The sequence below is a fragment of the Bacillus sp. FSL K6-2839 genome, from assembly GCF_038003365.1.
Lineage (GTDB): Bacteria > Bacillota > Bacilli > Bacillales > Bacillaceae > Bacillus.
Map to the genome: position 1 here is coordinate 2,054,030 of NZ_JBBOOZ010000001.1, position 24,203 is coordinate 2,078,232.

30 protein-coding genes and 1 pseudogene are annotated in these 24,203 nt (G+C 39.6%); 6 read left to right on the forward strand and 25 right to left on the reverse strand.

What is annotated here, in order from left to right; all coding sequences use genetic code 11:
* Positions 1-11: 11 nt before the first annotated feature.
* From MHH26_RS10530 to MHH26_RS10580, 11 genes are all read right to left on the reverse strand, one after another.
* Complete coding sequence (locus tag MHH26_RS10530; protein WP_340973389.1) at positions 12-881, reverse strand: alpha/beta hydrolase; 870 nt, start codon at positions 879-881, stop codon at positions 12-14.
* Between the two features lie 53 nt (positions 882-934).
* On the reverse strand, positions 935-1,312 hold the full coding sequence (locus tag MHH26_RS10535; RefSeq protein WP_340973391.1) for a hypothetical protein: 378 nt from the start codon (positions 1,310-1,312) through the stop codon (positions 935-937).
* 18 nt (positions 1,313-1,330) lie between these two features.
* On the reverse strand, positions 1,331-1,678 hold the full coding sequence (locus MHH26_RS10540; RefSeq protein WP_340973393.1) for a YxiJ family protein: 348 nt from the start codon (positions 1,676-1,678) through the stop codon (positions 1,331-1,333).
* A gap of 81 nt (positions 1,679-1,759) precedes the next feature.
* Positions 1,760-2,236: a hypothetical protein gene (locus MHH26_RS10545; protein WP_334749840.1), complete on the reverse strand. Its 477-nt coding sequence runs from the start codon at positions 2,234-2,236 to the stop codon at positions 1,760-1,762.
* Between the two features lie 433 nt (positions 2,237-2,669).
* On the reverse strand, positions 2,670-3,299 hold the full coding sequence (locus MHH26_RS10550) for a hypothetical protein (RefSeq protein WP_307499967.1): 630 nt from the start codon (positions 3,297-3,299) through the stop codon (positions 2,670-2,672).
* Positions 3,300-3,323: 24 nt separating this feature from the next.
* Positions 3,324-3,485, reverse strand: coding sequence for a hypothetical protein (locus tag MHH26_RS10555; RefSeq protein ID WP_307499968.1), 162 nt, complete (start codon positions 3,483-3,485; stop codon positions 3,324-3,326).
* Positions 3,473-3,904 carry a hypothetical protein gene (locus tag MHH26_RS10560; RefSeq protein ID WP_340973396.1) on the reverse strand — a complete coding sequence of 144 codons (432 nt, stop codon included), beginning with the start codon at positions 3,902-3,904 and terminating at the stop codon, positions 3,473-3,475. The genes MHH26_RS10555 and MHH26_RS10560 overlap by 13 nt, the downstream gene beginning before the upstream one ends.
* Before the next feature lie 145 nt (positions 3,905-4,049).
* A complete protein-coding gene (locus MHH26_RS10565) occupies positions 4,050-4,292 on the reverse strand; it encodes a DNA-binding protein (RefSeq protein WP_340973399.1) in 243 nt (80 codons plus the stop codon).
* Positions 4,293-4,339: 47 nt separating this feature from the next.
* Positions 4,340-5,047: a hypothetical protein gene (locus tag MHH26_RS10570; protein WP_340973400.1), complete on the reverse strand. Its 708-nt coding sequence runs from the start codon at positions 5,045-5,047 to the stop codon at positions 4,340-4,342.
* Positions 5,048-5,224: 177 nt separating this feature from the next.
* Positions 5,225-5,488 carry a hypothetical protein gene (locus tag MHH26_RS10575; protein ID WP_340973401.1) on the reverse strand — a complete coding sequence of 88 codons (264 nt, stop codon included), beginning with the start codon at positions 5,486-5,488 and terminating at the stop codon, positions 5,225-5,227.
* A gap of 445 nt (positions 5,489-5,933) precedes the next feature.
* Positions 5,934-6,536, reverse strand: a complete 603-nt coding sequence (locus MHH26_RS10580; RefSeq protein WP_340973402.1) for a TetR/AcrR family transcriptional regulator — start codon at positions 6,534-6,536, stop codon at positions 5,934-5,936.
* A gap of 108 nt (positions 6,537-6,644) precedes the next feature.
* On the opposite strand from MHH26_RS10580, the gene cyoE reads away from it, so the two are divergent.
* On the forward strand, positions 6,645-7,541 hold the full coding sequence (gene cyoE / locus MHH26_RS10585; protein WP_370876314.1) for a heme o synthase: 897 nt from the start codon (positions 6,645-6,647) through the stop codon (positions 7,539-7,541).
* A gap of 55 nt (positions 7,542-7,596) precedes the next feature.
* On the opposite strand, the gene blaBPU is transcribed toward cyoE, so the two are convergent.
* Positions 7,597-8,385 (reverse strand): BPU family class D beta-lactamase, encoded by a 789-nt coding sequence (gene blaBPU / locus MHH26_RS10590; RefSeq protein ID WP_307499971.1) that lies wholly within the window; start codon positions 8,383-8,385, stop codon positions 7,597-7,599.
* 123 nt (positions 8,386-8,508) lie between these two features.
* Positions 8,509-9,672 carry an acyl-CoA dehydrogenase family protein gene (locus MHH26_RS10595; protein WP_340973405.1) on the reverse strand — a complete coding sequence of 388 codons (1,164 nt, stop codon included), beginning with the start codon at positions 9,670-9,672 and terminating at the stop codon, positions 8,509-8,511.
* 144 nt (positions 9,673-9,816) lie between these two features.
* On the opposite strand from MHH26_RS10595, the gene MHH26_RS10600 reads away from it, so the two are divergent.
* Genes MHH26_RS10600 through MHH26_RS10615 form a run of 4 tightly spaced genes read left to right on the forward strand, consistent with a single transcriptional unit; the run spans position 9,817 to position 12,859 of the window.
* Positions 9,817-10,581: an amino acid ABC transporter ATP-binding protein gene (locus MHH26_RS10600; RefSeq protein ID WP_427847067.1), complete on the forward strand. Its 765-nt coding sequence runs from the start codon at positions 9,817-9,819 to the stop codon at positions 10,579-10,581.
* A complete protein-coding gene (locus MHH26_RS10605; protein WP_340973408.1) occupies positions 10,578-11,438 on the forward strand; it encodes an amino acid ABC transporter substrate-binding protein in 861 nt (286 codons plus the stop codon). Before MHH26_RS10600 ends, MHH26_RS10605 begins: the two co-directional genes overlap by 4 nt.
* Complete coding sequence (locus MHH26_RS10610; protein ID WP_307499974.1) at positions 11,435-12,133, forward strand: amino acid ABC transporter permease; 699 nt, start codon at positions 11,435-11,437, stop codon at positions 12,131-12,133. The genes MHH26_RS10605 and MHH26_RS10610 overlap by 4 nt, the downstream gene beginning before the upstream one ends.
* 12 nt (positions 12,134-12,145) lie before the next feature.
* The gene (locus MHH26_RS10615; RefSeq protein ID WP_187703979.1) at positions 12,146-12,859 is read left to right on the forward strand and encodes an amino acid ABC transporter permease; all 714 of its coding nucleotides are present in this window, start codon (positions 12,146-12,148) and stop codon (positions 12,857-12,859) included.
* Between the two features lie 37 nt (positions 12,860-12,896).
* Here MHH26_RS10615 and MHH26_RS10620 read toward each other — a convergent pair whose 3' ends face one another.
* The 7 genes from MHH26_RS10620 to MHH26_RS10650 all read right to left on the reverse strand — a co-directional run bounded on the left by MHH26_RS10620 (position 12,897) and on the right by MHH26_RS10650 (position 20,468).
* A complete protein-coding gene (locus tag MHH26_RS10620; RefSeq protein WP_034661459.1) occupies positions 12,897-13,727 on the reverse strand; it encodes a manganese catalase family protein in 831 nt (276 codons plus the stop codon).
* A 128-nt stretch (positions 13,728-13,855) separates the two neighbouring features.
* The gene (locus MHH26_RS10625) at positions 13,856-14,896 is read right to left on the reverse strand and encodes a 2,3-butanediol dehydrogenase (RefSeq protein ID WP_034661461.1); all 1,041 of its coding nucleotides are present in this window, start codon (positions 14,894-14,896) and stop codon (positions 13,856-13,858) included.
* Positions 14,897-14,966: 70 nt separating this feature from the next.
* The gene (locus tag MHH26_RS10630; RefSeq protein ID WP_340973410.1) at positions 14,967-16,187 is read right to left on the reverse strand and encodes an MFS transporter; all 1,221 of its coding nucleotides are present in this window, start codon (positions 16,185-16,187) and stop codon (positions 14,967-14,969) included.
* A gap of 371 nt (positions 16,188-16,558) precedes the next feature.
* The gene (locus tag MHH26_RS10635; RefSeq protein ID WP_307500679.1) at positions 16,559-17,308 is read right to left on the reverse strand and encodes an SDR family oxidoreductase; all 750 of its coding nucleotides are present in this window, start codon (positions 17,306-17,308) and stop codon (positions 16,559-16,561) included.
* 42 nt (positions 17,309-17,350) lie between these two features.
* Positions 17,351-18,124 (reverse strand): class I SAM-dependent methyltransferase, encoded by a 774-nt coding sequence (locus MHH26_RS10640; protein ID WP_034661467.1) that lies wholly within the window; start codon positions 18,122-18,124, stop codon positions 17,351-17,353.
* A gap of 98 nt (positions 18,125-18,222) precedes the next feature.
* A complete protein-coding gene (fdhA, locus tag MHH26_RS10645) occupies positions 18,223-19,437 on the reverse strand; it encodes a formaldehyde dehydrogenase, glutathione-independent (RefSeq protein WP_340973412.1) in 1,215 nt (404 codons plus the stop codon).
* A 428-nt stretch (positions 19,438-19,865) separates the two neighbouring features.
* Positions 19,866-20,468, reverse strand: a complete 603-nt coding sequence (locus tag MHH26_RS10650) for a class I SAM-dependent methyltransferase (protein WP_307500681.1) — start codon at positions 20,466-20,468, stop codon at positions 19,866-19,868.
* A gap of 309 nt (positions 20,469-20,777) precedes the next feature.
* Between MHH26_RS10650 and MHH26_RS10655 the strand changes: the two are divergent.
* Positions 20,778-20,861 (forward strand): annotated as a pseudogene (locus MHH26_RS10655) (YjcZ family sporulation protein); the annotation flags it as partial.
* A gap of 42 nt (positions 20,862-20,903) precedes the next feature.
* Here the strand turns inward: MHH26_RS10655 and MHH26_RS10660 are convergent.
* From MHH26_RS10660 to MHH26_RS10680, 5 genes are all read right to left on the reverse strand, one after another.
* A complete protein-coding gene (locus MHH26_RS10660) occupies positions 20,904-21,065 on the reverse strand; it encodes a hypothetical protein (protein ID WP_212040727.1) in 162 nt (53 codons plus the stop codon).
* 166 nt (positions 21,066-21,231) lie between these two features.
* Positions 21,232-21,366: a YrzI family small protein gene (locus MHH26_RS10665; RefSeq protein ID WP_008342648.1), complete on the reverse strand. Its 135-nt coding sequence runs from the start codon at positions 21,364-21,366 to the stop codon at positions 21,232-21,234.
* A gap of 445 nt (positions 21,367-21,811) precedes the next feature.
* Positions 21,812-22,042, reverse strand: coding sequence for a YrhC family protein (locus MHH26_RS10670; RefSeq protein ID WP_041815772.1), 231 nt, complete (start codon positions 22,040-22,042; stop codon positions 21,812-21,814).
* A gap of 72 nt (positions 22,043-22,114) precedes the next feature.
* On the reverse strand, positions 22,115-23,263 hold the full coding sequence (locus MHH26_RS10675; RefSeq protein ID WP_106031260.1) for a bifunctional cystathionine gamma-lyase/homocysteine desulfhydrase: 1,149 nt from the start codon (positions 23,261-23,263) through the stop codon (positions 22,115-22,117).
* Position 23,264: 1 nt separating this feature from the next.
* Entirely contained in the window at positions 23,265-24,188 is a 924-nt protein-coding gene (locus MHH26_RS10680) for a PLP-dependent cysteine synthase family protein (RefSeq protein ID WP_340973414.1), read from the reverse strand.
* Between the last annotated feature and the right edge of the window lie 15 nt (positions 24,189-24,203).

Sequence of the window (24,203 nt, forward strand, 5' to 3'; positions counted from 1 at the left end):
TACGGTCTTCGTTATTGATTTTGTTTTTTGACAAAAGCCATAACAGCTTTTGTCATGTCTTGCGCTTCTTTTGGCGCCCTGTCTGATCCAAACCATTTATTCAAGTCACTGTGGCTCAGCGAATGAACCAGAAAAACAAACCGAGAGCCTTTATCATGATTCAGTTTTTCAGCAAATTGGTATACCTCAGGATTTTCCCAGCCCGTGACCAAATAAACAGGCGGTACATTCGCTTGATTCATATAAGTGACAGGTGATGCCTTTGTCCAGTTCTTCTCCTGTTTACCAAATACTTTTTTATACGATGGAATGGCTTGTATAAATTGATTGATGTTTAACGGACCATCTAGAATCACGATGGAATTGATCGTTTTTGGCGACAATCCAACACGTTTTAAATAAGTTGAATCTGTGGCCACCAATGCCGTTAAATGACCGCCTGCCGAATGTCCCATCACGTTGATTTTTGATGAATCGATTTGATATTCACCTGCATGATCCTTGACCCATTTAATGGCGTTTGCTGTATCATCTGCCATCTGCTCATAGTTGGCATCAGGGTGAAGCCTGTAATTCATCGAAACAAACACATACCCTTGACCCGTAAAATAATCAGCCTTTGAAGCGACTCTATTCTTATCGCCGCCTGTCCAGCCGCCGCCATGGAGATAAATCATGGCTGGATGCTTCTTCTTTTTGTCTTCATCTTTGCCCTTCGGCATGTACATATCGAGTGTTTGCTGTTTGTTTTGTGTGTCTGCATAATGGATGTTTGTTGTCGGCTTAGGCTGGTTTAAACGGAACACAAAGAATGCGCATACCAATAAGCCAGCGATGACTGCCGCAAATAAGAGCCATTTCGTGATTCGTTTCAATGTCATTGCACCTTTCTATGTTGGGATGGAGAAGCATGATTGGCACATATGTAGGTAGACTAGCACGATTCATTTGATACGACTTGTATGACTTGAACCGTTTGACAATAAAATGAAAAATAATCTTCTTCATAGTCTTCTACGAAATAATTGATGTTTTCCCAGCCTCTATTCAAAGGCTCAATATTTAAATATAGACTAGAATCGTTTGTTAAGTCCAAATCTTTGATTTGAACAGAAGATACATTGGTGAATTTTAGATGGATTTCTGCTTGTTGGGTCGCAGATTCGTATGAGATTTGCAGGACAATACAGTTGATCAAGTCGTAATGTTCATTATACTCTTTAAAGTAGTGAAATTCATTGATTTGCTTTAGAAGGTTGATATCGAAATCAGGGATTTGTTTCTGGATTTTTTCATCTAAAAACCATGTCATCGTTTGTCCCCCAAGAGGTTATTGTATAAGTGCAATGATTCGTTTTCTTGTTTCTTCATGATACTGGATATAGGAATGTAATAAAGGATACGATTCAAGGATATGTTGATACGATTTGATTTGAGGGTATTGCTCTTCAAATGACTGACGCAACACGTTTAACTGTTTTTTCGGTATTCGTTTGTTATCGATCACATAACTTAAGCTGCCTGTTACAAGTGTGAAAAATTCATAAAAATCATCTGAGAACATACCAGTTTCTTCTTCAAAAAAGACGATATCATCTGGATAAGCGGAATCTAATAAGTATTGATAACGTTGTTTTAAATCATCGAATAAACCTTGTTTATCACGGCTGATTTTCATGGACCTTTCCCCTTTCTCTTAATGTTTTTAATCATTCACTCTCCTAACGTATTTTTCAGAATGAACCCTATTCTTATCGTGTCACGGAGTTTGTAAATATTCTTCAAATGAAATAAAGTCTGCTTTTTTTCGAAATTCGCTTAAGATTTTCTGATCTCTTGTAAAAATAACATCTGTCGAATCAAAAAAACCGATTTCAAACACAGCTTGAGGAATAACGGGTGTATAATTCACGTTCCAATATAGATCATGGTCTTCAATTTGAGGTATTGAGTTGATATTCAAATGATGTACATGACGAGGCAATGCGGTCCAAACAGCGAAAATAAAAGAATAAGAATAGTCATTTAAGAATTTTTTGAAATGTTCACCCTTCAGAAATAAAAAATCCGTATAATCAGGCATTACTTCTGAATGGGATTGATTTTTCCGATCATAAAGCATTGTGAGTGTCACATCACTTATGACCCAATGATACTCTTCTACGTTTAAATTGATTTTCTTTATTAATTCATTTGCTTCGAATAAATCTTTTTCTTTTGCTAATACGATTCTCATTACTTGCTCCACCTCATCAATTTAAAACACAAGACTAATTTAAAAATATATTACAGTATCAAAATATGACCATAATTTCCAGCAAGGTAATCACTTGGTGTGAGGTTTAACGGGATTTTCACCCAGTGATAATAACCAAAATCACGATAATAATCATCCATAGTCTTCTGCTCATCTAATACAGCCATGAGTATATAGTCATCATGATGATTTCCCAGCTATCGTCTGATAACAACCAATGGAATTCTTCGAATAAATAATGAGGTGTTTTCGTTTTCAACACTTGATCGGAATGTCTTTGTACTGTGAACGAGCGAATGAACAAACGATAGAACATGTTCAAATTCTTTTGGATTGGATATAAACAATTGTTTCACTTTATGCTCCTTTCATATCTTCGGATAGGTCTATCATCAGCCACTAATACTCCATTTCAACGCTTGTAACATGACGCATAATGAGATAGCATTTGAGTGTAATAGTCATTGAATGTTTTTTGATCCTTCAATAATCCTTCAAGCCAATTTGTTAAAACAGGATGATCCATTGGTTTCCATCCTTCTTTCAATAACCTATTTTTCACAGAATCTTTTGTTGATACCAACCCTATGATACAAATATCCATATCTCTATCTGCCCAAATCGCCCACTGCAACGAATGCGATAGCCAGACCACTATGTTTGAATTCGTTATGATATCATCTGCTAAAGACCCTTTTGGGTGCATCCATAGTGCATTTACATAACCCTCACCTGAAATGTTCACACTCGCTTTCAGCCAATTAAAATAACCAAATTCCTTCAAATAATATTCGGTTGGATCTGGTTGAAGGACTGCAGTCAAAAATTCTCTATCTTGTGTAACAGTTGATAACTCTTTAATGGTTGGTAAAATATCATCACTCAATGCCCAATCAAACTCTTGAAACAAAAAACAATCAAATGTCTTACGGAAGACTTGTTGTGGTAGCTCTTTATTTGTGTGAAACACATGGTCTACTAAATTCTGATAGAATTTGAATTCTTTTTCTGAACGAATAAATAAGTCTTCAAGCCGTTTCAAACAACTACCTCCACTCTTGTCGAACTAGTAGTTTTTTAATTCTTCCTCTATATCTTCTTTTAATGTTTGAATTTCAATTGAAACCGAATCATTTCGATTATAGAAAATGGACGGATTGATTCCATCTGCTATCATTCCCGGCAGCCACTCTTCTAAAGAATCGTCTATATCAATCATTTCTGGCATAGATTTTCCCCATTGTTCAATCGCACAATAAGCGGCATTGGAGTCTTCGTCTTCATTTGAAACCCTTCAAACATCATTTCCGGCTCTCCAAATTGTTGCATATATTGATAAGGATTGAATTCTTCTATTAAACTTTGCCATGTCTTCTTCATAAAAGAACGACCTGATGAATCAACTTTTATCGCCATGCCATCAATCTTTAGTAAATCCGTAGTAACTTGTACAAACGCGTTTATTTCTTCTAAGGATTCAGTCATCCCAATGATATACAAGCATGTTTGATGCGTATCTATTTGTTTAAGTTCTTCTGAATTGAATTGTTCATTTGGAAAGAAAGTCTCGCTTAATTGATCAATATGATCCACTACTTCAAGTTCGTAATCAGTTCCAGTTCGTTTATGTATGATTCGATCATTCACGAATATATAATCATTCAATTCTTCAAGTTCTTTTAAATGATGTGACCAAAATCCTGGAATTGCGATGACTGTTTCGGCATAACATTCACTCCTTTTAATAGATGGGGGCTTAACCATAAGAATATAGTAAGCTGATATATAGGAGCTATTGGTACTTTTCTATCCAATCATTCAAATCATCTACACAATGCAAGTAAGAATTAGGTGAATCTTTCAAATCAATTCCACTCAAAAGAATCAGCATATCCCAAACTTGATCATCGTTTATTTCTGAATCGTCTGCAGAAACGTAAATTTCAGCCCAATCAGATACTTGTTCTCTTGTGATCGTCCCCTTCAAGACTTGTCTTATTTTATTTAAACAGTCTAGCATTTTGGGTTCATCCATTCATTACACCATTCCTTTCTTAAAACTCACTTCACGTTGTAAACTGCCTATATTTCATATTTGATAATATCCTCCATTGACATACCTTTAAAATATAAAGAAAGAATGTTCGTAATAGTGTATTCGCCATATATACCAATCGGGTTAAATATAGTCTTAGCCGTTTTTGGATCAGCAACCTCTAAGTCCATTACAGGTGCAGTTGAACCTTCTTTCCCCTCGCTTACGTAATAATTTTCATCTCTATATGTCACGAATTTCAGATTTTGAAGATCCTCTTCTTTTATAAAGTCTTTATTTATTTTTGTGATGACTTTCCATGAACCACTTAAAAAGCCTGTCAAACCTGTACTTGCAACAAATAGCTCATTCTCCTTTTTCATCAATTGTTTTAATTCTCTTTTTTCTATTCTTTCATCAACAAACAAATCATAGTATTGGATTAAAATTTCATCATATTGATTTTTTCCCTCACCTGAAATGATCAAAGCATAGCTCAATTTTCCAACTTCTTTTAATGGGAGTTCAATAATAGCTCCTGGTTCAATGTCACTTAAAGTTTTTGCTTTTTTAGTTGTTACTTTAATATCCGTTACTTCTTTCTCATTTAAATCATCAAAATAGTGACTGCCTCCATTGTTTAAGACCGTCATGATTGTCAAAAGCATCTCATCAATCGTTGGCTTTCTTTCCAAATGTTCCTCAGTCATTTCATAAAATTGTTCGATCGCTTCTTCAAAAATATCTAGTATCAAGAACGCAATATATAAGGAGTGTATTTTAAATGGGCTTTTGGGAAGAAGAACATAAGAAAAAGAACATCAAGTGTTATGTATGTTATTCTCATTTTGCTTTATCATGATAAACGTATACTTGTATAAACTGTTTTATGTGCACGTTTGAAAAGTGCCACTTCATGATCCGTTAACCATTTAAGCTCTCTCATATGATACGAAATATCTTCTAAGTAGGAAGATATTTCTTTTATTGTCTGCAACTACAAGATAAAGAGTAAACTGCTTTAAATCTAATTCAATCAGAGTATATGCTTTCTTTGTTTTATCAGGACTTAATTTTCTTTGTTTTCCTTTTATCTCTGCTTTATATTCCTTTTCTTTCATTTTTTGAAATGCCGCTTTGACTTGCTGACTGTCCCAGTTTTTTAATTCACACAGATAGAGCATCGCTTTTTCCAAAGTATCAGCTAAGATCTTTTTCTTATTTGTTACATTTTCAAATTCACTGTAACTAAAGGGTAATTCTAGCTCGTACGTATTTTTTAAAAATAAGATGTCAGGTTCTTTTTTAGAAGTACTCAGTAATTTGTAATCTTTAAAAGAGCCACATATAAAAATAATAGCCTCACAATCTTTCGTTTAAATTTTTTTCCCTAATTCCCATAAAAACATTTCTGTCACACAAAGGGATTGGCTGGCTAAGTTCCCACGGTCATCATCTGACATTAATTGGATATATTTTAAGTACACTCCTTATACCTCCTTTCTAGAATCACCATCTCCCCATTAGGGTAAAGGCACGCCACATTCATAAATCGTATTTCATGTTGAGTTTGAGCTATTTTTTTACTTTTCAAATCTTGACTAAAAACACCTTCCATATTCAACTGATAGACCATAATTTTTATTTATATGAAATTATTCTTTTTAGGGATTTTTCTAATAAATCAATTGGTATATGGTCTTGACTAATATAGTGGAATATTGCTACACCATTTTCCAGTGAAAGAATTGCCCATGCCATTTCTTCAGGTGAAAGAGTACATGGAAGGTTCTCTTTTTTCATCAAATTCTCAAGGGATTGCGATATTTGTTTTACCGATTGTAGGATCATATTTGACCACTTACACCTTACTTCTTCATTTCTCATTGAATACAGAAGAAATTCCATGTTTAGCAGACTCCACGTTCGATTTTCTTCACGACTTTGAATAGACTGTTGATTCATTTTTTCTGAAAAATGTAAAAGAGAAGGTTGTTCTGCTATTAAAGCATTAATTTTTTCTACATGTAATTGCATTTGTTGTTTCAATAGTGCCAAAAAGATCTCTTCCTTTGAATGAAAATGCGCATAAAAGGCCCCTTTGCTAAATCCCGCATGTTCTGTCAATTTATCAATGGAGACCCCATGAAAACCATACTTGGCGAAATTCTCAACTGCAGAATTTAAGAGTAATTTTCTTGTTTCTTCTTTCCTTTCATTTTGCGTCTTTCTTTGTCTAATCATTCCTTTACCTCCTTTTCTTGACAATCATACCATATAGAATTAATATACCAATTAGTATATAAATTCAAAAGGGTATATAATGTGAAAAGGAGAAAAACAATGCGACAGATGGGGAAAAAAATTCACAAAACGAAAATGGAAATAATCGCTCAAACAGTTAAATCAGGGATTATTAAATCAAATTTGATCCCAATGTGTGCTGGCTTAACCTTGGCATTATACACATATCAAATTGACATCCTTCATAAATCTATTGAGATACTATTGGCTTTTGCAGGTTCAATTTTATTAATTGGTGCTGCTGGAGCTTTAAACAATTTGTATGATAGGGACATAGATTCAGTGATGAATAGAACAAAAAACAGACCTACTGTAACAGGAGAAGTCAATCCTAAAAAAGTTCTATGGCTTAGTATTTTAATGTCTGTTTTAGGACTAGGCTTTTTAGCATTTACAACCTATCTAGCAGCTATTATAGGATTGATTGGTTTATTTTTTTATATTTTTCCTTATACAATATGGAGTAAAAGAAAAACCGTATACAACACAGAAATTGGTAGTATTTCTGGAGCAATGCCTCCTCTCATTGGTTGGGCAGCTATTTCACCAGATATATCACACCCAGCTATTATGGGGTTGTTTTTCATTACAATTATTTGGCAGATGCCGCATTTTTATTCGATAGCTATTAGAAAACAAAATGAATACAAGGCAGCAAACATTCCCATGTTACCGGTTGTAAAAGGAATGAAAAGAACATACTTACAAACGAATCTTTATATCTTAGCAATTACCTTAAGCAGTTTTCTTTTCCATTCTTTAAGCATAGGGCTTGTGCTTGTATCCTTTTTTTTAGGCCTTATATGGATTTGCTTAAGTATTTTGGGTTACAAGCGAATGCATTCCGAGAAGTGGGCATCAATTATGTTTGTCTATTCACTAATTTATATGACAACTCTTTATTCAACGGTCATTATCTATTCTCTTACTCGTCAAATTTTTTGATTAATAAAACATTAGTTTTGTAGATAACCATAATAAGTTCATATAAAAAAGCACCCTAAACGGATGCTTCAATCAAATGATATTTTTTCAAAATGCGATAGGTGATTTCTTTTGCTTCTATTCCGGTGCCTTCGATATTTGTGGCGAAGATGTAGGTTTTGTTTTCATGTTTGATGAAGCCTACGTACCAGCCGATGCCTGAGCCGGAGCCTGTTTTTCCGTATAGGGTGGTGTGTTTCTCTTCTTCTTGTACCATCATTCGTTTGACCGTTCTCATGGTGTTTAGGTCAAATGGGAGAGTCTCTTCATATAGCTGTTTGAGGAAACGAACTTGTTCAATTGGAGAAATACGTAACGTACTGCTTAACCAAAATTGATCGATTCCGCCAGATATGTCTTCGTTCCCATAATGAATGGCTTTCACCCACTGACTCATGCGTTCTTCACCGATGTCACGGGCCATGGCTTGATAGTACCAGACGACTGAATCTCTCATGCCGGAACCAAGTGTATGATCCCTATTCCAGTTATCAATCTCTCTTTTCACTCCATCCCAATATTTGATGTCGTATTCATCTCTCACTGCGCCTATTTGGAGTCCGATTAAGGCATTTGCTACCTTAAATGTCGATTGAGGTGCAAAGCGCTCTTTCGCTCTTTTTTTGTTATACACCCAGGGCGACTTTTCTTTTACTTCTTGAATCACAAATGTGCCTTCTCGGTCTTTCAAGAATTCATCTACTGACCATGCTGGTGATGTTCCCTCAGTTGATGAAGGCTGGCTTATACAAAGTGCCATCAGCATCATGCCAGTAATGAGCCATTTTATATACTTTTTCTTCAAAACAATCGCTCCTTTTCCCATGATTCCATTGATTGTAGCATGTTGAGCGATGAGATATAAGGTACGCTTGTCCTCTTTTCTTTCAAACAAAAAAAGCCGGTTCATCCGGCTTTTTGCTGTATATTAGCTTTCTTTTTTCTCTTCAATGGCCTGCTTCGCGATTTTTGAAATCGTCATATCGTCCATTGGCGGGTTATGGAGCCCGGCACGAATATCTCGATAGTAACGCTGCAGCGGACAGTCAAGGCTTAAGCTTTTTGCACCGACTAAACGCATGGCTTTATCAACAACTTGCAGACTGTGATTGACGACTGTATGTTTCACAGCGCCGAATTCATTGGTTAACAGCTCTCTTTTCTCCGGCTTTTCATACAATGTGGTCGTTGAATAGATGACGTGGCGTGCTTGCTTTAATAGTAAGTCAATTTCACCAATAAGTGTTTGGACATTTGGTAGATCACTAATCGTTCCGCTGATACTGTTCGGTGAATGGGTGATGGCATACTGAACAGCATAGTCTCTTGCCGCTTGCGCAATGCCTAAATAGCAGGATGGAATATGTGCAATCCAAGGATTTAGCGTACCACCGCGCGGCCCTTTTTGCACCTCAACAAGCATGTCATCTGAAACCTTCACCTGATCTAAGATTAAATCATGGCTTTCAGTTCCTCTCATCCCCACAACATTCCATGTTTCTTCTATTGAGACACCTTCTGTCTCGCGATGAATTAAGAAGAAGCCCATTGCCTCTTTTTCTTCAATCCATACGCCGACTAAAAAGTATGTAAGTGCTGGTGACATCGTTGTGAAAATTTTACGTCCATTGATGATCCACTCATTACCTGATCTAGTGGCTGTTGTCCCAGGCTTCCCGCCTCTTGTTGGACTGCCTGTCTGCGCCTCGCTCACAGCACGGTTGACAAGGGCGCCCTTCTTCACTTCTTTCGCAAAGAATTGCAGCTGCTTTTCACTCCATTGTTTCTTTTCGTAGATTTCGCCTACAACCCCTTGGTGCCAGCCGATTGATAAGGCAGTTGCTCCGTCCATGCTGCCGAGCGTCTCTTGAAACAGAACCATATCCTTCACAGATTGACCTCCGCCTCCGTATTCAGCAGGAAGAGACAACGTCGTATAGCCCATCTCTACTAATGATTCAATATTTTTTTCAGGAAAATATGCGCCTTCATCATGTTCTTTTGCCGTTTGTTCGATCGTTTCACGAAGAGATTCTAGTTGATTGAGCCATGTTTTTTGAAAATCGGTATCGACAAATAATGCTTTAGACAAAACGTATCCAACTCCTCTGTTTCTTACAATCTATCATATCTGATTTTTCCAATCGGAATAAATAAAACACACTTTACTTATAGGATTTAATGTGTTAAATTTTATCAATATTAAGTACATATGTCAAAGGAACGTGATGCTTTTATGATCTCAGCTACTAATCTACATAAATCTTATGGGCAGACCCATGTGTTAAAAGGCATTGATTTCACCGTACAGGAAGGTGAAGTGGTCGCAATTATTGGACCGAGCGGTTCAGGAAAAACAACACTTCTTCGCAGTTTAAACAGCCTCGACATTCCAGATAAAGGAGAGCTGACGGTTGGTGAAGCCACGATTCAATTTGAACGATATCAAAAAAAAGATCTGCTAAAACTCAGGCAGCAATCTTCCATGGTGTTTCAGCATTATCACTTGTTTCAAAATAAACGAGCACTTGAAAATATTACAGAAGGATTGATTGTGTCTCAAAACATGTCTAAGAAAGAAGCAGAAAAGGTCGGAGAGCAATTTTTAACGCGGATTGGACTGCTTCATAAAAAAGATGCATTTCCGAGTGAATTATCTGGCGGTCAGCAGCAGCGAATTGGCATAGCCCGCGCTCTTGCGATGAACCCTTCGGTGCTTTTGTTTGATGAACCTACGTCGGCACTGGACCAAGAGATGGTAGGAGAAATTCTTGAAATGATCAAAGATATTGCGAGCCAAGGAATGACGATGGTCATTGTGACACATGAAATTTCTTTTGCAAAGGACGTGGCGGATACGGTGATCTTTATGGCAGATGGCGAAATTGTTGAAAAAGGCTCACCAGAAGACGTCCTGTTGAAACCACAGCATGAACGAACGAAACAATTTTTATCAAGGATTCATCGCGGAATGTGGCAAGGATCGGAGAAAGACAAATGAAGCAAAAGACAGCATTCATGATGTCCGGTGTCCTTCTGTTTCTCCTTTCTCTGATTGGCTGCAGCAGTGTGAAAACCACGACAGATGACGGCAGACAAATTGTGAAAGTCGCACTGAGTGCAGAGGTCAATCCACCCTTTTTAGCAACAAATGACCGAAACGAACCGATTGGCTATAACATTGATTATTTAAATGAAGTGGAAAAGAGGCTTCCCCACGTACATTTTGATTACATTTTTGGCGAGGAAGAATCCAATTTAATCGGTGTAGGCGCAGGGAAGTTTGAAATGGCGGCTAATTGGTTTTTTAGTAACCCTGAACGTGAAAAGCGGTTCCTTTACCCTAAGGTCCCGTATAGCTATTCGATGACAGGTTTAATTGTGAATGAATCAGACAAGGAGATTCGATCGCTTGATGATATGACATCTAAAAAACTGGCTCCTGTCAGTCCTAGCGGAGGCTTGCGTTCGATATTAAATCAATATAATAAAGAGCATGATCCGGATATTCCACTGACGACCATTGAAAGTCCTTCAAATGAACTCAACTTAAAACGTGTTGAAAGCGGACGGTCCGATGCAGCATTTATGAACATTTCAACCTTTGATACCATTCAAAAGCATTTGAACCTAAAGGTCAAAGTTGGCGGCATTGTGTCAAAGGAGCCTATCTATCTTGTCTTACAGCCAAGCGAGAAGCAGCTTGCAGCAGATTTGGACCGGATCACACAAGAAATGATTGATGATGGAACACTGCCTAAGCTTGCGAAAAAGTGGTTTGGTGTTGATTTCTTTCAAAATATTGATGACATCTCAGAGCAAGGGGATCAAAATGAAGAAAGGAAGGAAGCGTCATGACGTTTACAGCTGGAGATTGGCTGCGCATCTTTTTACAGGTGCTTGAACGCCTGCCACTCACTTTTCTCATTATTATGGTGTCATTGTTTTTTGCTATCATCATCGGGTTGCTATTTGCTTTCATTCGTATCAAGCAAATCCCAGTGCTGAAGCAATTGGCTGTTATCTATTTATCTTTTACACGAAGTACGCCTTTAATTGTTCAGTTGTTTTTGATTTATTTTGGACTGCCTCAGCTTTTACTTGTGGCAGGGATTCAAATCAATCATTGGGATCGTGTGTTATTTGTGATGATGACGTTTTCTTTACATACTGGCGCTTATTTATCTGAAGTCTTTCGCAGTGCGTATTCATCTGTTGGGAAGGACCAGCTGGAGGCCGCCTACATTGTTGGGATGACAGATACACAGGCCTTGATCAGGATTATTATCCCGCAGGCCTTTCTCATTGCACTGCCAAACCTCGGAAATTACACCATTGATCTCGTGAAAGACACAGCGATTGCCTTTACAATCGGACTTATTGATATCATGGGACAGGTGAAGATCATTTTAGGAAATAACTACGGGATCGGCATGTTTGAAGTGTACGCGATCATTGCGATTGTGTATTGGCTCATTTGCATGAGCATTGAACTGATCACCATGCTGCTTGAAAGGAAATTTGTAAAAGGCCGCACCAGCCTGTCACGTTAAGGAGGCGATTTGATGCAAACCATTGATATTCAATTTGCGATTGACCAAGTACCTCATATTCTAAAAGGCGTTCCTTTTACTTTATTGATTGCACTCGTTTCCATGGCTGTGAGCCTTTTGATCGGATCTGTTTTTGCTTTCATTCGTCTCTTTCGCATTCCTGTACTCAGGCAGCTTGTGACACTCTATGTCTCCTTTTTTAGAGGAACGCCTCTTATTGTTCAGCTGTTCGCTTTCTTTTATGGGCTCCCTTTTGTTCTAACCAAAGTGAGCGGTACATTCGGGCTGACCTTTCATCCAGATATGGTCTCCCCATTAGCTGTTGCCCTCATTACCTTCAGCCTCCATTCAGCCGCCCATTTAACAGAGGTGGTTCGGAGTGCACTCCTTGCGGTAGACAAAGGGCAGCTTGAAGCGGCAAAAATTGTGGGTATGACGACGCGCCAGGCGATGATGCGCATTATTTTGCCGCAGGCCTTTGTGGTCGCCTTACCGAACCTAGGCAATCAGCTCATTCAGCTATTAAAAGCCACCTCTCTTTCGTTTACGATTGGAGTACTTGAAATCATGGGGATTTCCCGGATCATTGCGAATGACGGCTATCAGTTTTTAGAAACGTACCTCGTCTCTGCTTTGATCTATTGGCTGCTGAGCATTTTCTTTGAACTCGCTTTTGCCTTGTTAGAGAAACGTGTCAGCGTGTACGGAAGATCTCTTGGACGTTAAAAAAGCCGATCAGGCTCAAATACCTGACCGGCTTTTTTTATTCGCCTTTTTTCGGTGTGTTAAACAGTTCCTTTGGTGCGGGTTTTAGTTTTGGTGCGGAACCGAACACGACTGGTGCAGAAATATATCTGAATTCCCCTTTTCCATCCATGCTTCGGCCATATGCCCATCTGCCTTCCTTGCTTGCTTCTCCTCTTGAGAAGTTAAACAGATCATAGGATACTTGCTGTTTTTCTAGTGAGCGCGGGAAGGTGGTTGGTACGACGACGTCCCCTTCTCGTTCTTCTAATTCTTTAATGGCCGCAAGCCACATATTTTGATGATATGTATCACGGGCAATAAGAAAAGAAAGCATATCCTTCACGCCGCGATCATCGGTCATTTCGTAGAGCCTTGTGACCTGAAGCCTCCCTTGTGATTCTGCATTTAAGTTGGCCCTAAAATCAGCCATTAAATTTCCGCTTGCAATGATATACTTGGCATTCCACGGATACCCTTGACTATCCGCTGCCATTGCTCCTAAACCGGCAACAATTGCATGCTGAGGATTCATTCCTCCCATAACAGCTGCTAGTGCGGGGTCACTTTGATACGCCTCTTCTTGTTCCTTAACTGGTGCTTTATCTAGTAAACGCGCGATCATCGTCGCCAGCATTTCGACATGACCAATTTCCTCTGTCCCTATGTCAAACAATAAATCTCTGTATTTTTGATCTGCCCGGCAATTAAAGCCTTGAAATAAATATTGCATCATGACACTAATTTCTCCATACTGTCCGCCTAATACTTCTTGCAGCTTTTTCGCGTAAAGCGGATCAGGCTTTGAGGGCTTTGCTTCATATTGCAGTTCTTTGATGTGATAAAACATGATGTCATCTCCCTTATCAAAACATCTTTTCACTTATCACTATTCAACCGCATGCCTCTTTATGAAAATGAGCAGAATATGTGCACAAAAAAAGGGAATGGCCTCTGCCATTCCCTTTGTCATCCTACTTATTCAGCACTAACTAAAATTTTCACTTGATCTTTTTCATTGATTAATGCATGGAAACCATCTTCGATCACATCGTCCAACTTGATTTTTTTCGTGACGAGCGTATCTGCAGAGAAATAGCCTTTTCTCATTAAGTTTAATACAGATGGGAATACGTCTCTGTAGCCGATAATTCCTTTGACTGTACGTTCTTTAATGACAATGTCATTTGGCAGAATTTCTGCGCCTTTTTCCCAAATGCTCACAATGACTGTTTCACCTGAAATTCTTGTTGATTGGATTGCTTGCTTCAATACAACAGGTACACCTGTCACTTCAAAAGAAACATCGACGCCACCGTTTGTACGGCTTGCGATTTCTTGAACAACATCTTCATATTGAGAAGGATCAACAATGATCGCTCCAAGCTCTTTAGCTTTTTCTTGGCGTTCTTTAGATAATTCTACTGCGTAAATATCAGTAGCACCAGCTGCTTTTAATGCTTCAATGACAAGTAAGCCAATTGGTCCGCAGCCAAACACAGCCGCTGTATCCCCAGCTTGTACTTTACTAGAACGAACCGCATATAAAGCAACTGCAGAAGGCTCTACAAGCGCACCTTGCTCATATGAGATTTCGTCTGGTAATAAATGAAGTAATTCTTCATCGACAGATACATATTCAGAGAATCCACCGCCGCCTCCGGCAAGTCCTAAAAAGCCCATGTTTTCATCTAAGTTGTAAGCACCTTGGTGTCCGTGAGTCGCAAAAATAGGCTCAACAACCACTCGGTCGCCTACTTTGTAATTGCTCACGCCTTCTCCTACTTCAACAACCTCACCAGAGAACTCGTGTCCCAGCGTAACGGGTGCTTTTTCTTTTGTAAGTGGATGAGGTTCATTCACTGGAATGAAAATCGGTCCTCCTAAATATTCATGTAAATCACTACCACAAATGCCGCACCATTTTACTTTTAGTTTCACTTTTCCTGGAGCAACTGTTGGTTCGTCAATTTCCTCTAGTCGAATGTCCTTTTGATCGTGCCAGCGTAGTGCTTTCATGTGTAAGACTCCTTTTCTCATCAATTTGATTAACTTACTTAAATAATCATAACATAATTTTTTTAATTTTCTAAGTAGGATGCACTATTTTTTTGACATTCAATGGACGAAAGATGACAAAACATAGCAATAAACAGACAAGAAGCATACATACACACCCGATGACAACGGAGGTTCGGATTGATAAAACATGTGCAAGTCCACCAGAGACCCCTGTCATCATTATCGTCAGAATGGCTTCAACCAAAGCATAAAAACTGGCTACCCTCCCCATGACCTCTACCGGGATATTCGTTTGATAGAAAGTCATAAAACCTGTGTTCGCAAATGCTAAAAAGAATGCTAGTATAAAAAAACCAACAGCGGCTACAAACAATGTGCTGGAAAAAGCATAAATGAGATAGCCACATGCAACAAACAAACTGCCAATCCCAAGCATGATCGAAACAGGCAGCCTCTCCACAATCACCGAATTGAGACCTGCGCCTGTGATGATGCCTGCCCCAGCTATACTGACAAGAAGACCATATTCTGTATCAGTCAGCAGCAGCACTTCTTTTGCAAAGGCTGTTTCAAGAGAGTCAATGGCAGTAGGAAGCACCGTGATGGCGGCACTAAACAATAAATACACCGCCATAATCTGGCGTGATGTCAAACTAAACCGAAGAACAAGCTTCGCATCCTCTTTTAACATTGAAAGGGAAAAGCCATTTTGGCCAGCATCTTGTTTTAGCAAATTCGGTAAACACATCGTTAACAGAGCAGATATCAACAAGCAGATCGCATTTATATAAATTGAAAAAACAGGTGTACCGATTAAAAAAAGCAGACCTGCTGCTGCGGGTCCAAGTAAAAATCCACCCGATTGTAATAATGAGCGAATGGCATTAAACCGTTTTCGATTATCCGCCGGGATCAATCCTGTCATATATACCATCGAAGCTGGATGAAACATCGCTTGTGCCATTTGAATGAGAAACACCATCACATACAGGATCAGCAGGTGTCCTGAAAATAACGCAAAGGGTACACATGCGATCAGGATAGCCCGGGTGATATCTAAGCTGATCATCACATTCCGCTGATTCAGCCTGTCAACCAAACTGCCAGACCAGCTGTTTGTCAAAAGAGCTGCAGCCGGTCTCAGCATATAGACGGCTGTTACAGCCAGCACAGAGCCCGTTTCTTGAAAAATGAGCAGATGGAGAGCAATCATATAAATCCATTCTCCTATGTTCGCAATTCCGATGGCTCCAAGCAGCAAACTCATATCCCGCCAATGTTTTTTCATAGCTGTTCCCCCTATTTGTCATAAAAAAATCCCGCCCTCAAGACATTTCTGTCTTGAGGACGGGATTTACTCCGCGTTGCCACCTCAGTTTATTCATCTGTTGCCAGATGAACCTTAGCAGGTCATCATGAACCCATCTCTGTAACGGGAGAATTTCGCTGCACCACCATCCGAAGGAATCCGGTGCAGAGCTAAGAGGCTTGGTTCCATCATGCTTCCCAGCTCCTTCTCAGCTTAACGGAGTTCTCTGTGCGGGACAGCTATGATGTACTCTTCTCTATTTGCGCTGTGTCTTTATTTCATCACGATCTTCAGCTGAATTGTTACATATTGTACTGCGCCTCGATCAAAGCGTCAATGTTTTTTTCAAGTTAATCAGCATAGATCATCTTTCTGGTCATGCCGCCATCAACGACTAAATCTGTACCCGTCACAAATTGATTGTCTTCATCTGTTAAATAAAAGCAAGCCTTCACAATATCCTTTGGCGCCCCGACTCGATTGGAAAGATGCTGCTTGTGGTCGACCTCTCGAAGATTCACCTCATCCTTCGTTTCAATCCATCCAGGGGAAATGCTATTCACCGTGATGTGATCCGGGCTAAAAGAAGCAGCCAAGGCATGAGTCAGTGCTGATATTCCGCCTTTTGATGCAGCATATGCTTCCGTATGAGGCTCTGACATGGTCGCGCGGGTGGATGAAATGTTCACAATAGAACCGCCTTTTGGATTCTCTTTTATATAACGTGCTGCTTCTCTTGCACATAGAAAAGTCCCTCTTAGGTTCGTATGTAACACACGATCCCACTCATCGACCGTTAATTCATAAGGCGATACTGTGCACATGACACCAGCATTATTAATGAGGATATCAATCGTTTTACAGCGCTCCGCCGCAAACGACATTAAGTGTTGAATATCCTTCTCTTGTGTCACATCCGTTTTTTTAAAATAAGCTTCTAAGGATTCTTTTTTTAGCTCTTCCTCCAAGCGCTTACCCTTCTCTTCATCTATATCTGCAAGCACCACTCGCGCTCCTTCTTTTGCATAGCCCCAGGCGATCGATTCACCAATTCCATTGGCTGCGCCTGTGATGATAACGGTTTTTCCTTTAAAATTCAGCATATGATTGATTCCTTTCTAACTGGTATGAATGAAATACTTTTATCCTTTCCTGAAAAGAGCGATCCAGTCATCCACCTCTATTGATTCTATTTTTTCCTCTGTCATTTTTAATCTATAATATTGCTTTATTTTCTCGTTAGCATCTAACAAGTATTCTGTAACAATCTCTTCTTCCTTTAAAGTTTTCGTTGTGCGCTTGACCCATTCTTGAAAAGGATAACGTTTTTTTCGTTCCATTGATCTTACTTCTTTTATTCCCTCTTCTAAAAACAATTTCCTCCATTGTTCTGTAGATAGACAGGACACATGACTTGGGTCTCTCAATCGTTCTAGCTGATTGATAAATAGTGCAAGCTCTTCATCATTTGGCGAAACATTATCAATAAAGAAAAACAGACCATTTGATTTTAATACGCGAGACGCCTCTTTGGCGAACTGTTCAGGGTGCGGGAAATGGTGTGCTGCAATTCGGCATGTGACCATATCAAATGTTCCATCTAAAAAAGGAAGGCTTTCTGCATCCGCTACTACATAAAAAATTTGTGGATACGCTTTTAAATGAAGTGATGTATTAGAAAGCATCTCTTTCGTTAAATCTGTCGCAAACACTTGATTCACATATGGAGCCAGTGCTTTTGCGGTATGCCCGCCACCTGTTGCTATATCGAGTACGATCCAGCTTTTTTCTGGAGCTGCCCATTCAACAATTAGATCTAGGTCTGCTCCCTTTGCATGAGTTTGACTCGTCACATACTTTTCTGCATTTCTCCCAAATTGTTCTACAACTCTTCTTTTAGCCTGATCTGAATTCATCTGATTCCTCCCCTTTGAAATGGATTTGTATATTCTATGTGATTTTCCACAATAAAGAGCCGTCCCATTTTATTGAGCGGCCCCTTCCATGTTAAAAATTATCGAGAAAGCATTCCGTGCGGGTCAATCACAAATTTCTTCGCCACACCCGAATCAAAGTCGCTGTATCCTTGAGGAGCTTGATCAAGGTTAATGACGGTTGCATTCACTGCTTTGGCGATTTGTGCTCGTCCGCTTAAAATGGATTTCATTAGACTGCGGTGATATTGCATGACAGGGGTTTGACCTGTCACAAAGGTATGGGCTTTTGCCCAGCCAAGTCCAATTCGCACTTTCAGAGAACCAACTTTTGCATCAGCATCCACGGCACCTGGGTCTTCTGTGACGTAAAGTCCTGGGATTCCGAGTTTACCGCCAACTTTGGTAATATCCATAATTGTATTTAAAACGGTTGCAGGTGCTTCTCCTTGATCTCCATGACCTGACGCTTCAAAGCCGACACAATCGACGGCACAGTCAACTTCTGGCTCTCCTAAGATATTCGTGATTTGTTCGCCGATTCGATCATGTATTCTTAAATTGATCGTCTCACAGCCAAAGCTTCTGGCCTGCTCCAGCCTTTGTTCATTCAAATCACCGACAATGACCGCAGAGGCGCCAAGGAGCTGAGCGGAATGTGCTGCGGCAAGACCTACTGGCCCGGCACCAGCAATATATACAGTCGAACCAGGCTTTACTCCAGCCGTATAAGCACCGTGAAAACCTGTCGGGAAAATATCGGAAAGCATCGTCAGATCAAGTATTTTCTCCATCGCTTGATCTTTGTCTGGAAATTTGAGCAGCTGAAAATCTGCATATGGGACCATGACGTACTCGGATTGACCGCCAACCCATCCGCCCATATCGACGTATCCATAGGCAGAGCCTGGACGGTCCGGGTTTACATTTAAGCACACATGAGTTTTTTGTTCCTTGCACATGACGCAGCGTCCACAAGCAATATTAAATGGAACGGACACGAGGTCTCCTTTTTGAATAAACTCCACATCTCGTCCAACCTCAACGACTTCACCTGTAATTTCATGACCAAGGACTAGTCCTTCAGGCGCAGTAGTACGACCTCTCACCATGTGCTGGTCACTTCCGCAAATATTCGTCGTCACTACTTTTAAAATGACGCCATGCTCACATTTGCGCCCCACATTGGCTTTCGGTACACCCGGGCCATCTCTTAAAATCAAATCAGGGTATCCAATATCCTCAACTGCTACATTTCCTGCTCCTTTATAAACGACACCTTTGTTTCCCGACATGTTTTCATTCCTCCCTTTTTGTTTAAAAATGAAGTCTCTACAATTTTCTCTATTTATGAAGCAATTCCCTGCTTCAAATGGCACAATGGATGAAAAAAAAGCGAAGAATGTCTATCAGGGGGAGAAAAATGTATCTTCCAGTCAAATAAAAAAGAAAATATTGAAAAAAAAGCTAAACTTTTGAAGAATGGTGTCGATATAAGAAATAAGCCAGACAGGTATCCTTAATCGACAAACAAATTCCTTATATATACTATCATTCCTTACACACCTGGCTGGCGCCTACATAACATTGAAAAGACTCTTCTGATGAAGAGTCTTTTTTAACTTTGCGTCCCATCAATCACGGGTACAATTGTAAGCAAAGAGGCTCCTTTGACGAAGAGCCTCTTTTTGAATGCTTGTTCATTACCTGGGAAATATTTTCATCATTTTAACGCTTTGATACAGATGTATGTATCATAGTGATAAACCGAAACTTCTCTAAAGTGATACGCTGAAAATAGGCGGCTGATCTCTTGTTCACTATACGATGAAAAAGATTGTGACCGTTTTTGTTCCTTCATCAGTTCCTGCTGTTGGAAAGATAAGAATACTTCTCCATCCACTTGAAGGACGCGGTACACTTCCTTCATGACCTGCTCAATATCCTTCAAGTAATAGATGGTCTGTACCGTAAATAATTTATTGAATGATCTGTCTTCAAAAGGTAAATGCTCAGCTTTACCAAGAGTCACGACGGCTTTATCCTGTTCTACAAGCTTCTTATGTTTTCTTTTTGCATATTTGATCATATGACGAGAGGCATCCACTCCACATACTTTACCGCGATCAAGTTTTTCTGCTACCTTCGATAATGTCATGCCTCTTCCAGTTCCGATTTCTAAAATTCGGTCGTTTTCTTGTATATTTAAGAGTTGAATCGTCCATTCATTGATATTATGATGATTTTTTTCCATATAGCGGGCAACCCATTTTGAGAACAAGCCTTTTGGTTCCCTCATTTGTTTTCCAATCCAGCTTTGAATCAATGTTAACACCTGCTTTGCACCAGTAAATAAGACTATTTACGAATTTTCTTACTTTTCATATCGGCTCTCGCCTAACAAAGTTTAAGACCTAGTCCTAATTAGTTGTCATTGATTAGACGGCACCTTTTCAGAAAATGTTTCGCAGAACTTTAAAAAATTTTGATCTGAATAGGCGTTTTCATTAATTGTGCTCAGATTGATTTCGTTTTCTGCATGAGCTGCATATTTTATGAATGTATCTTGATTAGATAAAGGTGGTGCTAGATTATGGGCTTTGGTGGCGGTTATTCTGGAGACTGCGGTGGTTACGGTGGCGGTTTTGCAGGCGGATTCGCATTGCTTGTTGTACTGTTCATTTTGTTGATCATCATCGGTGCAAGCTGGATTTACTAATGTAAAAGGAGCAGGAAACGTATTGTTTCCTGCTCCTTTTCTTTAATACCAATAAGTTGGATAATTGTAATTGTACATATAGCGTCTAAGCATTTCTTGTTGCTCTCTTTGCATCCGGTATGGATTGCCGTACCCGTGCTTTAAGGAATGCGGAATGGACGTATACCCGTGCCCCACTGACGGAAACCTCATATATGGTGACATCGACATTCATTGATCACCTCACAATCTCCTTTTACGGATATCATATGTGCAGGTGATCAATGTGGAGCGTGTCTAAACCTGGTCCTTCTCCCTAGTATAACAATCAAGCATTGCAAGCATCATAAACATGTCAATCTCCTCCTTTTCCAATTTTTCTTTTCCTGTTTTAGTTCATATACTTTAGTTGTTTCTGCTTCATTTCTTCATAAAATGTTTCGACTTGTTGTTCATAAAGAACGGTCTCAATGTCTTTGTATTTACGCTGAATCGTCAATGTAATAAAGAATAAATGGATTGTCATATACGCTCACCTCCCTTCAGTTCGCAGCATGCGAAATAGCCCGCAGATCTTCTTTATCAGTTGACCTGCGGGCACACAAAAATGCAGATCAAAAGACAATGTCTTCCAACCTGCAATGGATGATGCGTGAAATCCTCGTTTACTTAAACAGTTTTGAAGCGTGCACCGTATAAGGTAAAGGAAGGACACGAGCTCTTCCACAGGCTGATGACATGATGAAATTGTTGGTTGAATTGATCACAAGTAGATACGAATAACATATTCTTCAGCCTCCTTTACGTTTTTAATTACTTTGTAAGTATATCCAGCAAGCACCATTTTGTAAACCTGTTTTTAGTAATATAGATGATTTTTGTGTTTTTGACTAAATTTCTACAGTTATTCTTGTCCGTTTGTCCAATACAATCAAAAAAGCCCCCTCACGTATATGAGGAGACTTTTCGAATTAATCTTCATCTAGTTCTTGCAGTTTCTTTTGAAAAAAGATCGCGCGTCTGACACAAAGAAAAGCTGCTAATAAGAAAACACAATCAATTCCCATCATCAGCATTTTTGGAGATGCTTCGATGTGCTGGTTTGGTATGATCGTACCAATATATAAAAAGGTGCTGACAGCAAGCAAAATAAAAGCGTACTGCTTGTAATCTGTCACTAAACCACTCCACTTTTTCTTCACTTGAATCACCTTCCTGTTTAACATGTCTATTGATAGCTTAACATAGTAAAAGAAAGGTAGTGGCATGTAAATCTATCCATTCACTAGTGCGTTTAGTCCTTGCTTCATATCATTCAGTAAATCATCCACATCTTCAATCCCAACGGATATACGAATTAAACCATCAGTGATGCCAAGCTCCTTCCGGCGGTCTTTCGGAATGGACGCATGAGTCATTCGAGCAGGAACAGAGATTAAGCTTTCAACCGCTCCAAGGCTTTCTGCGATTGTAAACAGCTTAAGCTGGCTTAAAAACACATCGACATGTTCTTCTTTTCCAATATCAAAAGAGATCATTCCGCCGAAGCCTGATGCTTGCGTTTTCGCAAGTTCATGTCCAGGGTGAGCACCGAGACCTGGGTAATAAACACGTGTGACCGCTGGATGTTGTTCTAAAAACTCAGCAATTTTCTGCGCATTTTGTTGATGTGCTTCCATTCTTAGTCCAAGCGTTTTGATCCCTCTCATGAGAAGCCATGAATCCTGCGGTCCAAGAATTCCACCAGTAGAATTTTGAACAAAATGAAGTTCTTCTCCAAGCTCTTTCGTCGCTGTTACAACAAGCCCGCCTACGACATCACTGTGGCCGCCTAAATATTTAGTGGCACTATGGAGGACAATGTCCGCCCCATATTCAATCGGTTTTTGGAAATAAGGTGTAAAAAATGTATTATCAACAATCATTAAGATGTTGGCTTCTTTTGTCAATTGGCCGATCGCTTTGAGATCAGTCATTTTCAGTAAAGGATTGGTTGGTGATTCAATGTAAACCGCTTTTGTTTCGGGTAAAATTGCTTTTTTCACCGCTTCAGGATCACTTGTATCCACAAAGGTCGCATGAATGCCAATACGGTTTAGTACCTTTGTAATGACGCGGTAGGTTCCGCCGTACACGTCATCTGTCAGGACAATATGATCTCCGCTGTTAAACAGCATCATGACTGCCGTAATGGCAGCCATCCCTGAACCGAATGCGTAGCCGTTTGCTCCCCCTTCAAGATCACGAATGACGGTTTCAAGTGCCGTTCTTGTTGGATTCGCTGTTCTAGAATATTCATACCCTGTATGTTCGCCTGCTTTCGGCTGCTTATAAGTGCTCACTTGGTATATCGGAACAGACACAGCGCCCGTTTTTTCATCACCAGTTGTTCCGCTGTGTATCATCATTGTTTTTGGTTTCATTCTATTTTCCTCCCTCATAAATTCCTTTACTTAAATACCGTTCACTGCTGTCAGGAAAAATGGTGACAATGACTGTCCCAGGTGCTGCCTTCTTTGCTTCCTCTAAAGCGGCATATAATGCGGCACCTGAAGAGCTTCCAATGAGAACGCCTTCTTTTTCAGCAGCTTCTTTCACCATTTGGAAAGCAACATCATCACTGACCGTGTAAATCTCATCGAATAAAGCAGATTCCATATAATCTGGGATAAATTCAAGGCCGATTCCTTCCGTTCTATGCGGGCCCGGATCTCCTCCATTTAAAATCGATCCTTCAGGTTCGACAACAATTGTTTTTAACGCCGGATGCTGCTCTTTTAAATAGGCAGCACACCCTTGAAAAGTTCCTCCAGATCCCGCTCCTGCTACGAATACATCGATGTTTCCTTGTAGGTCGGACCATAACTCTGGGCCAAGCGTTTTATAGTAAGTCAATGGATTTACTTGGTTTTTAAATTGTAAAACGCAATAGGCATTGTCAAGGCTTGCCTCTAATTCAAGAGCTCGATCAATCGCACCCTTCATGCCCTCTTTTCTTGGTGTATGAATAATCTCTGCACCGAGCGCCTTCATTAGTTGTTGTTTTTCTTGACTAAAATGTTCTGGTACGCAAAAAATGGTCCGCAATTGATGCTTTCTTGCACTGAGGGCAAGACCAATTCCTGTGTTTCCAGCAGTTGCTTCAATGATGGTTCCGCCTGAACGCAATTTGCCTGATGCCAATGCTTCTCTTATGAGCATATCACCTAAACGATCTTTAATACTTCCACCCGGATTCATCATTTCAAGCTTTGCATACACCTCTACACCATCTGGGATGCCAATCCCTGACAGCTTTAAAAGCGGTGTGCGGCCAATTAATTCTGTAATATCCTTTATGACAGCCATATGATTCCCTTCCTT